General features: G+C 71.5%; 7 protein-coding genes. 6 read left to right on the top strand and 1 reads right to left on the bottom strand.

The window, feature by feature from the left end:
- The first annotated feature begins 248 nt into the window (after positions 1-248).
- The gene (locus tag AC4IJH_RS27815) at positions 249-2,141 is read left to right on the top strand and encodes a SpoIIE family protein phosphatase (RefSeq protein WP_490854626.1); all 1,893 of its coding nucleotides are present in this window, start codon (positions 249-251) and stop codon (positions 2,139-2,141) included.
- A gap of 214 nt (positions 2,142-2,355) precedes the next feature.
- A complete protein-coding gene (locus AC4IJH_RS27810; protein ID WP_490854624.1) occupies positions 2,356-3,816 on the top strand; it encodes a catalase in 1,461 nt (486 codons plus the stop codon).
- A 71-nt stretch (positions 3,817-3,887) separates the two neighbouring features.
- Here AC4IJH_RS27810 and AC4IJH_RS27805 read toward each other — a convergent pair whose 3' ends face one another.
- Positions 3,888-6,197 carry a transglycosylase domain-containing protein gene (locus tag AC4IJH_RS27805; RefSeq protein ID WP_490854623.1) on the bottom strand — a complete coding sequence of 770 codons (2,310 nt, stop codon included), beginning with the start codon at positions 6,195-6,197 and terminating at the stop codon, positions 3,888-3,890.
- 228 nt (positions 6,198-6,425) lie between these two features.
- Between AC4IJH_RS27805 and AC4IJH_RS27800 the strand changes: the two genes are divergently transcribed.
- The 4 genes from AC4IJH_RS27800 (at position 6,426) to AC4IJH_RS27785 (ending at position 10,873) form a co-directional block, all read left to right on the top strand.
- A complete protein-coding gene (locus tag AC4IJH_RS27800) occupies positions 6,426-7,388 on the top strand; it encodes an SPFH domain-containing protein (RefSeq protein ID WP_490854622.1) in 963 nt (320 codons plus the stop codon).
- Positions 7,385-7,666: a type II toxin-antitoxin system antitoxin gene (locus tag AC4IJH_RS27795; protein WP_490854621.1), complete on the top strand. Its 282-nt coding sequence runs from the start codon at positions 7,385-7,387 to the stop codon at positions 7,664-7,666. The genes AC4IJH_RS27800 and AC4IJH_RS27795 overlap by 4 nt, the downstream gene beginning before the upstream one ends.
- A gap of 118 nt (positions 7,667-7,784) precedes the next feature.
- Entirely contained in the window at positions 7,785-8,471 is a 687-nt protein-coding gene (locus tag AC4IJH_RS27790; protein ID WP_490854620.1) for an ABC transporter ATP-binding protein, read from the top strand.
- Positions 8,468-10,873 carry an ABC transporter permease gene (locus AC4IJH_RS27785; RefSeq protein WP_490854619.1) on the top strand — a complete coding sequence of 802 codons (2,406 nt, stop codon included), beginning with the start codon at positions 8,468-8,470 and terminating at the stop codon, positions 10,871-10,873. The genes AC4IJH_RS27790 and AC4IJH_RS27785 overlap by 4 nt, the downstream gene beginning before the upstream one ends.
- Positions 10,874-10,921 lie beyond the last annotated feature (48 nt).

Below are 10,921 nucleotides of genomic sequence, written 5' to 3'. Positions count from 1 at the left end.
GCCGCGCGCCCCTGGACACCGAGGGCCGAGCCCCGCGGAACGCGGGCCCGGACGGCACCGACCACGACGCCGCGCATGCCGCGGCCCTCCAGGGGCAGGCGAGGGGTGTGACCGGGGACTGCGCCGGGGCGCCCGGGGTCAGGGGCCAGACGCCGGAGTGCGGACCCGCGCGCGGGCCCGCAGGACGGGGCGAGGGCGCGGACCGCGACGGCGGACAGCGCGAGGAGACCAGGACGGGCGGGGACGGCATCGGCCGCCCCCGGGACGGCGGGCCGGCGAGGGCGCGCGACGGCGTACCCGCACCGAGCGCTTCGCGCGACCGCGCTCCGGACGCGGGGGCGCCCGCGCCGGAGGAGCCGGGGCGCACCCAGACCCCGCCCGCGCGCTCGGCGCACCCCGCCCAGCCCGGCGAGAGCCCCGAGACCGCCGCCGCACGCCAGGCGGGCGGCGACCGGCTGCGCTTCATCGGGGCCGCCACCCGGCGCATCGCCCGCGGTATCGACCTGGACGAGATCGTGCTGGGGCTGTGCCGGGCGACGGTGCCCACCTTCGCCGACGCGATCCTGGTGTATCTGCGCGACCCGCTGCCGGTGGGCGACGAGCGGCCGACCGGGCCCGTGGTGCTGCGGCTGCGGCGCACCGACCGTATCCCCGAGGAGCTGGACACCAGCGGCGGGCGGCTGCCGATGCTGCCCGCACAGCCCGATCTCGGCGCGATGATGGGCAGCGGCGCCTCCGAGCTGGCCGAGGTGCGCCCCGGCGGGCCGCTGGCGGAGGTGCTGCGCGGGGTGCGCCCGCTGTTCGGCGAGGCGCAGGCGGCGCGTACGGCCCTGCCGGAGCTGCTGGGGCCGCAGACGCGGCTGCCGGGCGGGCACCGGGTGATCCTGGCGCCGCTGCGCGGGCGGCGCAGGGTGATCGGCGCCGCGGTCTTCCTGCGGCGGCCCGACCGTCCGGCCTTCGAGGCCGACGATCTGCTGGTGGCCGCGCAGCTGGCCACGCATACCGCGCTGGGCGTGGACAAAGCGGTGCTCTACGGGCGCGAGGCCTACATCGCCGACGCACTCCAGCGCACCATGCTGCCCGACTCGCTGCCGCAGCCGACGGGCGTACGGCTCGCCAGCCGCTATCTGCCCGCCGCCGAGACGGCGCGGGTGGGCGGCGACTGGTACGACGCGATCCCGCTGCCGGGCAGCCGGGTGGCCCTGGTGGTCGGCGACGTGATGGGCCACTCCATGACCTCCGCCGCCATCATGGGCCAACTGCGCACCACCGCGCAGACGTTGGCGGGTCTGGACCTGCCGCCGCAGGAGGTGCTGCACCACCTGGACGAGCAGGCGCAGCGGCTGGGTTCGGACCGGATGGCGACCTGCCTGTACGCGGTCTACGACCCGGTGGCGCACCGGATCATCGTGGCCAACGCGGGCCATCCGCCGCCCGTGATGCTGCACCGCGGCGGGCGCGCCGAGGTGCTGCGGGTGCCGCCGGGTGCCCCGATCGGGGTGGGCGGGGTGGACTTCGAGGCGGTCGAGCTGGACGCCCCGGCCGGCGCCACGCTGGTGCTCTACACCGACGGCCTGGTCGAGTCCCGTATCCGCGACGTCTGGACCGGCATAGAGCAGCTGCGCGAGCGCCTGACGGAGACGGCCCGGCTCACCGGGCCCAACCCGCCGCCGCTGGAGCCGCTGTGCGACGAGGTCCTGGACATGCTCGGGCCCGGCGACCGGGACGACGACATCGCGCTGCTGGCCGCCCGCTTCGACGGGATCGCGCCGAGCGACGTGGCGTACTGGTACCTGGACCCCAAGGCGCAGACCGCCGGACAGGCCAGACGGCTGGCCCGGCGCGCGCTGGCCCGCTGGGACCTGGAGGAGCTGACCGACCAGGTCGAGCTGCTGGTGAGCGAGGTGGTCACCAACGCCGTACGGTACGCCGAGCGCCCCATCACGCTCCGCCTGCTGCGCACCGACGTCCTGCGCTGCGAGGTCGGCGACGACGTCCCCCAGCTCCCCCGCCTGCGCCAGGCCCGCCCCTCCGACGAGGGCGGCCGCGGCCTCTACCTCGTCAACCGCCTGGCCCGCCGCTGGGGCGCCACCCGCCTGAGCACGGGGAAGGTGGTGTGGTTCGAACTGGCCATGCCGTAGGCGCCGGGCGGCGCCGTAAGCCGACGAAGGGCGCGCCCTGCTGACGCGGGCGCCACGGCTCGCGTCCGGTCCGGGGCCCCGCCGAGGCCTGCCTCTCGGATGCCGTCCGAAACTGGACGGCATCCAACGGTTGCCGACATGCCGTCGGCGGCGTTGACTGCTTGGGTGGACTCAGGGACTGACCCCCACCCCATGCGACGGGAGGCGTTCTGCCATGACCAGCTCCTCGCAGGTCCCGTACACCACCAACAACGCCGGAATCCCGGTGGAGAGCGATGAGCACTCGCTGACCATCGGTGACAGCGGCCCGATCCTGCTCCAGGACCACTACCTCATCGAGAAGATGGCCCAGTTCAACCGCGAGCGGGTGCCCGAGCGGGTGGTTCACGCCAAGGGCGGCGGCGCGTACGGGACGTTCGAAGTCACCAATGACGTAAGCCAGTTCACCAAGGCGGACCTCTTCCAGCCGGGGAAGCGTACGCAGATGCTGGCCCGCTTCTCGACGGTGGCGGGCGAGCAGGGCAGCCCGGACACCTGGCGCGACCCGCGCGGCTTTGCCCTGAAGTTCTATACGGAGCACGGCAATTACGACCTGGTCGGCAACAACACCCCGGTCTTCTTCGTCCGTGACCCTATCAAGTTCCAGGACTTCATCCGCTCCCAGAAGCGCCGCCCGGACAACGGGCTGCGCGACAACGACATGCAGTGGGACTTCTGGACGCTCTCGCCGGAGTCGGCGCACCAGGTCACCTGGCTGATGGGCGACCGCGGCATCCCCAGGACCTGGCGCCACATGAACGGCTACAGCTCCCACACGTACATGTGGATCAACGGCGGCGGCCAGAAGTTCTGGGTGAAGTACCACATCAAGACCGACCAGGGCATCGAGTTCCTCCCGCAGGCCGAGGCCGATGAACTGGCCGGTACGGACGGGGACTTCCACCGCCGCGACCTCTTCGACGCGATCGCCGCCGGCAACGCCCCCACCTGGACGATGCACGTCCAGGTCATGCCGTTCGAGGACGCGGCGGACTACCGCTTCAACCCCTTCGACCTGACCAAGGTGTGGCCGCACGGCGACTACCCGCTGATCGAGGTCGGGCGGATGACGCTGGACAGGAACCCGGAGGATTTCTTCGTCCACATCGAGCAGGCGGCCTTCGAGCCGTCCAACCTCGTGCCGGGCATCGGCCCCTCGCCGGACAAGATGCTGCTGGGCCGGCTGTTCTCCTACCCGGACACGCACCGCTACCGCATCGGCCCCAACTACGCGCAGCTGCCGCCCAACAAGGCGCACTCCGCGGTGAGTTCGTACGCCAAGGACGGCCCGATGCGCTACGAGCCCTCCAGCGCGGCCCGCCCGTACGCGCCCAATTCGTACGGCGGCCCGTCGGCCGACACCCAGCGCTTCGGCGAGATCGCGGGCTGGGCCGCGGCGGGCGAGATGGTGCGCGAGGCCTACAAGCTGCACCGCGAGGACGACGACTGGAGCCAGCCCGGCACGATGGTGCGCCAGGTCCTGGACGACGCTCAGCGCGAGCGCCTGGTCGGCAATGTCTCCGGCCACCTCAAGGCCGGCGTCTCCGCCCCGGTCCTCTCCCGCGCCCTGCAGTACTGGCGCAACATCGACAAGGAGATCGGCGACCGCATCGCCGCCAAGGTCAACGGCGGCTGAACCGGTCCGCTGGAGAAGTCCCGCCGTCCCCACGCGCCGGGCCGCGTCGGTGGTGGTGCGGGTGGTGCGGGTCAGTTCAGGTCCGGTAGGCCGTCGGAGTCGTCGCCGCCGGTCTGGCCGCCGCTGGCCGGTGGCGAGGGGGGACTGGGGGTGTTGGTGGGCGTGTTCGTCGGCGGCGTGTGCGTCGGCGGGGTCTGGGTGGGCGGCGTCTTCGTCGGAGGCGTCTGCGTCGGCGTACGGGACGGCGTCTGCGAGGGCGTCTGAGAGGGGGTGCGCGACGGGGTCTGGGACGGGGTCCTGGACGGCGTCTGCGCGGGGATGTGCGGCGGGGGCACCCCGGCACCGAGGTCGGTGTCCAGGTCGAACCGCTCGTTGGCCGCGCCGCCGAGGGCCTCCTCGGTGTACGCCTTCCAGACCTTGGCCGGGAAACCGCCACCGTTGACGCGCTCCTCGCCGCCCACGCCGTACAGCGGGACCTGGTCGCCCTGGCGGACCTTGCCCGCGGTCTCGGGGGCCTCACCGAACATGCCGACCGCCGTGACCAGCGTGGGGGTGTAGCCCACGAACCACGCCGACTTGTTGTTGTCGGAGGTACCGGTCTTGCCGACGACGTCGTAGTCGGTGTTCTTGGCCACCGCGCCCGTACCGTCGTCGACCACGCCCTTGAGGACGGAGGTGACGGTGTCGGCCGTCTTGGCGTCGATGACCTCGTCGCCGACCGGGTCCTTGGGCTTGTACTTCACCTCGCCGTTGCGCTCGGCGGAGGTGACCAGGGTCGGGGTGACCTTCTTGCCGTGGGCGTCGAAGGTGGCGTAGACCCCGGCCATCTGCAGGGGGCTGGCGCCCATCGAGCCGAGCGCCATCGCGGGCCGGGGCACGATCTTGTCGCTCATGCCGAGGCTGACCGCGGTGTCCTTGACCTTGTCCATGCCCACGTCCACGATCATCTGCGCGAAGACGGTGTTCACGGATTTGTTGGTGGCCTTCTGGACCGAGATCGAGCCGTCGCCCGGCGGGCTGTACTGGTCCTCGTTCTCCGGCGCGTAGCCACCGCCGCCCGGACCCTTGACCGGCCGCTTGTTGGTGCCGTTGTAGATCGTGTCGGGCGTGATCGGCTGCTTGTCCTGGGTGACGGACTTGTTCTTGAACGCGGAGGCCAGCACGACCGGCTTGAAGGTCGAGGCGGGCTGGTAGTCCTGGCGCAGCGCGTTGTTGGTGTAGTGCTTGGTGTAGCCCTGACCGCCGTACATCGCCACGATGTGGCCGGTCTTGGGGTCCACCGAGGCGGCGCCGAGCTGGGCGTCCTTGTCGACCTTGCGGCTGTCGGGCTTGAGGAGGTCGGTGAAGCCTTCCTTCGCCGCCGCTTCCAGCGCCTTCTGCTTCTTCTCGTCGATGCCGAGGTTGATGGTCCAGCCGCCGGCGGCCAGTTCCTTCTCGTCGACGCCCTGCTTGATCAGCTCGTTCTTGGCGGCCTCGACGAAGTAGCCGACCTGGCCCTCAAGACCCGGGGCGGGCTTGGGCTTGATGGGCACGGGGAACTTCTGCTTGGCCCGCTCCTGGGCGGTGAGCCACTTCATCTCGACCATGTTGTCCAGCGCGTAGGCCCAGCGCTCCTGGACCCGCTTCTTGCCGGCCGCGCTGGCCACGGCCCAGTCGTACTGGCTGGGCGCCTGGAGCAGGGAGGCGAGGTAGGCGCCCTGCGAGACATTGAGCTTGTCGGCGTCGACGCCGTAGTAGGCCTGGGCGGCGGCCTGGATGCCGTAGGCGTTACGGCCGTAGAAGCTGGTGTTGATGTAGCCGGCGAGGATGTCCTGCTTGCTGTACTTGTTGTCCACCTTGAGGGAGATGATGATCTCCTGGAGCTTGCGGCTGACCGTCTGCTCCTGGCTCAGGAAGTAGTTCTTGACCCACTGCTGGGTGATGGTGGAGCCACCCTGCTTGCCCTTGCCCATGACGGTGTTCAGGATGCCGCGGGCGGTGCCCTTCAGGTCGACGCCGGAGTCGTCGTAGAAGGTCTTGTTCTCGGCGGCGACGAAGGCGTCCTGGACCGGCTTGGGGATCTTGGACAGCGGGACGTTCTCCCGGTTGACCTCGCCTCGGCGGACCATGATCGACCCGTCGGAGTACCGGTAGGTGTTGCTCTGGGCCTCCGCCTGCGCGTTGGCCTTGGGTACGTCCACGTACAGGTACAGCCCGATGAAGCCCAAAATGCCCAGCAGGCACACCGCGAAGAACGCGCCGACCAGCTTCTTCCAGGTGAAGAAGCGGCGTATGCCGGTCTTCTTCGTCTTCGACTTCCTCGACCTCGACGCCTTCCTCGACGTCGGTTTTGCCCGGCGGGCGCTCCCCTGCCGCGCCCGTCTCGCGTCCGCTCGGCCCATCGCTCCAGTAACTCCAGTCGTTCCGCCCCCAATAACTCAGCTCACGAAGCTAACACCGCATCTGTCACCAAATACTCATCGATCAAGGCTTTTACGGACGTGACAAAGAGCACCCGACTCGGGGGGAACCGCCGGGCAACCATCAGCCAAGACTTGCGCACCCACCTAAGAGAACCCTTAAACTGATATCAGTTTGCTAGACCAGTGACATCAGAAACGGGGAAGCCCATGACCGACCAGACTCCGGCCGGCCGACCGGCCGACGACCTTGTGGCCGACGCCCCCGAGATGCCCGAGCCGCAGGTCCGCGAGACCCCGGCGCACAGCATCGCGGGCGGCCTCGGACTGCTGCTGACCGTCCTCGGGGTCTTCGCGGGCATCGCGCTGGCCATCGTGGGCGGCGTGGTGGCCAACGGCGGCAAGGCGGGCATCGGGGCCCCGCTCGTCATCGTCGGCATCCTGCTCTTCTTCGCCTCGCTGTTCTGCATGAGCGGCGTGAAGATGGTCGCGCCCGGCGAGGCCCGGGTCATCCAGCTCTTCGGGCGCTACGTCGGCACGATCCGCCAGGACGGCCTGCGCTGGGTCAACCCGCTCACCAGCTCCCAGAAGATCTCCACCCGCGTGCGCAACCACGAGACCGCGGTGCTGAAGGTCAACGACGCCTACGGCAACCCGATCGAGCTGGCCGCGATCGTCGTGTGGAAGGTGGAGGACACCGCCCAGGCGCTCTTCGAGGTGGACGACTTCCTGGAGTTCGTCGCCACCCAGACCGAGGCCGCGGTGCGGCACATCGCCATCGAGTACCCCTACGACGCCCACGAGGAGGACGGCCTCTCCCTGCGCGGCAACGCCGAGGAGATCACCGAGAAGCTCGCGGTCGAGCTGACCGCCCGCGTCCAGGCGGCCGGTGTGCGGATCATCGAGTCCCGCTTCAGCCACCTCGCGTACGCTCCCGAGATCGCCTCGGCGATGCTCCAGCGCCAGCAGGCCGGAGCGGTCGTGGCGGCCCGTCAGCAGATCGTCGAGGGTGCGGTCGGCATGGTCGAGATGGCGCTGGCGCGGATCAGCGAGCAGGACATCGTCGAGCTGGACGAGGAGCGCAAGGCGGCCATGGTGAGCAATCTGATGGTGGTGCTGTGCGGTGACCGGGCCGCCCAGCCCGTGCTGAACACCGGATCGCTCTACCAGTGAGCGAGGACGGCCCCGACAAACGGGGGCGGCGGCCGCAGCAGCGCAAGCAGGTGCTGCTGCGGCTGGACCCGCTGGTGCACGACGCGCTGGCGCGCTGGGCGAACGACGAACTGCGCAGCGCCAACGCGCAGATCGAGTTCCTGCTGCGCAAGGCGCTCGCGGACGCGGGACGGCTGCCCAGGGACGCGGGGGCGATACCCCGCCGCGGGCGCCCGCCGAAGGCAGGCAGGGCGCCGGAGCCGGAGGACCCGACGGCATCGGGGGAAGGTGAGCGGTAGCGGCCGGGAGCGGACCCCGTCGACAGAACGGCTATACATCACGTGTATACACCTGATGTAGAGTACGTGACATGCCCACCTCGTGGCGCTCCCTGCCCGTACTCCCGAAGGCTCCGCTATGACCCCGGCCGGTTCCCTGCTAGAGGCCCGTGCGCTGCACAAGGCGTACGGACCCACCCCCGCGCTCGACGGCGCGGACTTCTGCGTCCACCCCGGCGAGGTGGTCGCGGTGATGGGCCCCTCCGGCTCCGGCAAGTCCACCCTGCTGCACAGCCTGGCCGGGATCATCCGCCCGGACTCCGGCACGGTCCGCTACGGCGAGCACCTGCTCACCGAGATGCCGGACGCCGAGCGCAGCGCGCTGCGCCGCTCCGACTTCGGCTTCGTCTTCCAGTTCGGCCAGCTGGTCCCGGAGCTGACCTGCCTGGAGAACGTCGCCCTGCCGCTGCGCCTGAACGGCGCCAAGCGCAAGGCGGCCGAGGCCCACGCGCTGTCCTGGCTGGAGCGCCTGGAGGTCGAGGGCGTCCGCACCCAGCGCCCCGGCGAGATCTCCGGCGGGCAGGGACAGCGCGTCGCCGTCGCCCGCGCCCTGGCGGGCCACCCCCGCGTCATCTTCGCGGACGAGCCCACCGGCGCGCTGGACTCCCTCAACGGCGAACGCGTCATGACGCTGCTGACCGACGCCGCCCGCGACACCAACGCCGCCGTCGTCCTGGTCACCCACGAAACCCGCGTCGCCGCCTACTCCGACCGCGAGATCGTCGTCCGCGACGGCAAGATCAAGGAACTGGCGGCCTCCGCATGACCCTCCTCGACGAACGCCAGGGCCGCCAGGACCCGGACCCCGCCGCCCCGCCGCGCGCCGCCACCTGGCTCCGCGACCTGGCCATGGGCGTGCGCTTCGCCGTCGGCGGCGGGCGCGAGGGCTGGGTGCGTACGGCCCTGACCGCCATCGGCGTCGGCCTCGGCGTGGCCCTGCTGCTGGGGGCCACCTCCGTACCGACCCTGATGGACAACCGCAACGAGCGCGCCGACGCCCGCCGCCCCGGCACCGCCGAGACGGACCCCCGCCCCTCCGACACCACCCTGCAGTTCCGCACCACCGGCACCGACTTCCGCGGCACCAGCATCAGCGGCACCCAGCTGTCCCCGGACGGCAGCCGCCCGCCCCTCCCGCCGGGCGTGGACCAGATCCCCGGCCCCGGCGAGATGGTGGCCTCCCCCGCCCTGAAGAAGCTGCTGGACGACCCCGGCAGCGAACTGCTGCGCGAGCGGATCCCGTACAAGGTCGTGGGCACCGTGGGCAAGGCGGGCCTGCTCAACGCGAACGAGTACGTCTACTACGCGGGCGTGGACGCCAAGACCCTCGCGGGCGACGGCGCGGCCACCCGCATCGACCACTACGGCTGGAAGATCCCGGCCACGGGTCTGGACCCCGTCCTGATCGTGCTGGTCATCGTCGGCTGTGTGGTGCTGCTGATGCCCGTGGCCCTGTTCATCGGTACGGCGGTGCGCTTCGGCAGCGAGGGGCGCGACCGGAGGCTGGCCGCGCTGCGCCTGGTCGGCGCCGACAGCCGTATGACGCGCCGGATCGCCGCCGGAGAGACGCTGTTCGCCTCGCTCCTCGGGCTCGTCGTGGGCGTCGGACTGTTCCTCGTGGGGCGGCAGTTCATCGGCGAGGTCGGCATCGAGAGCGCCAACGCCTTCCCCTCCGACCTGACCCCGGTCCCCGCGCTCGCGGCCCTGATCGTGGTGGCCGTGCCCGCCGCGGCCGTCGCCGTCACGCTCCTGGCACTGCGCGGTATCACCATCGAGCCCCTGGGTGTCGTACGCAGCGCCACCCCCCGTCGCCGCCGGCTGTGGTGGCGGCTGCCGGTGCCGCTGGCCGGCCTGGCCCTGCTGGTGCTGTCCGGGACCGTGGACCCCGCCTCGCGGTCGGTCAACACCTGGCCGATCAGCGCCGGGGCGGTGCTGGTGCTGCTCGGCGTCACGATTTTGCTGCCGTGGCTGGTCGAGGCTGTGGTGGCCCGGCTCAAGGGCGGCCCGGTCGCCTGGCAACTGGCCGTGCGCAGGCTGCAGTTGAGCAGTGGCACCGCCGCCCGCGCGGTCAGCGGGATCACCGTGGCGGTGGCCGGTGCCATCGCGCTGCAGATGCTGTTCTCGTCCGTGTCGCAGGGCTATACCGAGGAGACGGGGCAGGACCCCACCCGCGCCCAGCTGATGGTGATGCTCCCGGCCCAGGACGGCGGCACCGCACAGCGGATGATCGACGACTTCCGCGCCACCAAGGGCGTGCGCGGTGTGCTCGCCACCGTCGAGTCGCATGTCTCCCTCCCCGGCCCCGCGCCCAAGGGCGAGGCGGACCCGCCCAGCACCTCCCTCACGGTCGGCAGCTGCGCGACCCTGCGCGAGAAGGCGAAGGTCACCTCCTGCAAGGACGGGGACGCCTTCGTCATCACCGGCGACAAGAACTCCTACCAGGACGAGGACCTGCCGAAGGTCGCCCGCCCCGGCGCCGCGGTGGTCTTCAACCGCTTCGAGGACGGCAAGCCCGTCGGCGCGCTCCGCCCCTGGCGCATCCCCTCCTCGCTGCGCACCGTCGCGGGCCGCCCCGACCCGCAGGGCCAGGTCGCCAACGGGCTGTTCGTCACCACCGGGGCACTGGACGTGCGGCAGTTGCCCACCCCCACGGCCCAGGCCATGCTGCAGGTCGACGCGAACGTGCCGGACGCCCTGGAGTTCGCCCGCAACACCGCCGCCCGGATCGACCCGGCCGCCAGGGTCTTCCAGATGACCGCCACCGAGACCGACCCCCGCTTCGCCAGTGTGAGCCGGGGCCTGCTGGTCGCCTCCATCGCGACCATGCTGCTGATCGCGACCAGCATGCTCGTCAACACCCTGGAGCAGCTGCGCGAGCGGCGCCGGCTGCTGTCGGTCCTGGTCGCCTTCGGCACCCGCCGGGCCACCCTGGGCTGGTCGGTGCTGTGGCAGACCGCGCTGCCGGTCGGCCTCGGGCTCGCCCTCGCGGCCGCCACCGGCCTGGGCCTCGCGTACGTCCTGCTGCGGATGGTCGGCAAGACCGGCATGGACTACTCGGTGATCTGGCCGCTGATGGGCACCGGCGCCGGGCTGGTCCTGGCCGTCACCCTGCTCAGCCTGCCGCCCCTGTGGCGCCTGATGCGCCCCGACGGCCTGCGTACGGAGTGAGGCCTCGGGCCCTGAGCGCCCAGGGCCTTGCCGCGGCGGCGGATTGGC

The sequence above is a fragment of the Streptomyces sp. UF-297 genome (assembly GCF_058245575.1).
Note: the sequence above shows the minus strand (reverse complement) of the source record. Positions and strands in the feature narration are given on the sequence as shown.

Excerpts from the sequence above, each read along its gene's own strand:
- AC4IJH_RS27785 (WP_490854619.1), top strand. The coding sequence starts at position 8,468 with ATGACCCTCCTCGACGAACGCCAGGGCCGCCAGGACCCGGACCCCGCC.
- AC4IJH_RS27805 (WP_490854623.1), bottom strand. The coding sequence starts at position 6,197 with ATGGGCCGAGCGGACGCGAGACGGGCGCGGCAGGGGAGCGCCCGCCGG.
- AC4IJH_RS27790 (WP_490854620.1), top strand. The coding sequence starts at position 7,785 with ATGACCCCGGCCGGTTCCCTGCTAGAGGCCCGTGCGCTGCACAAGGCG.
- AC4IJH_RS27810 (WP_490854624.1), top strand. The coding sequence starts at position 2,356 with ATGACCAGCTCCTCGCAGGTCCCGTACACCACCAACAACGCCGGAATC.
- AC4IJH_RS27800 (WP_490854622.1), top strand. The coding sequence starts at position 6,426 with ATGACCGACCAGACTCCGGCCGGCCGACCGGCCGACGACCTTGTGGCC.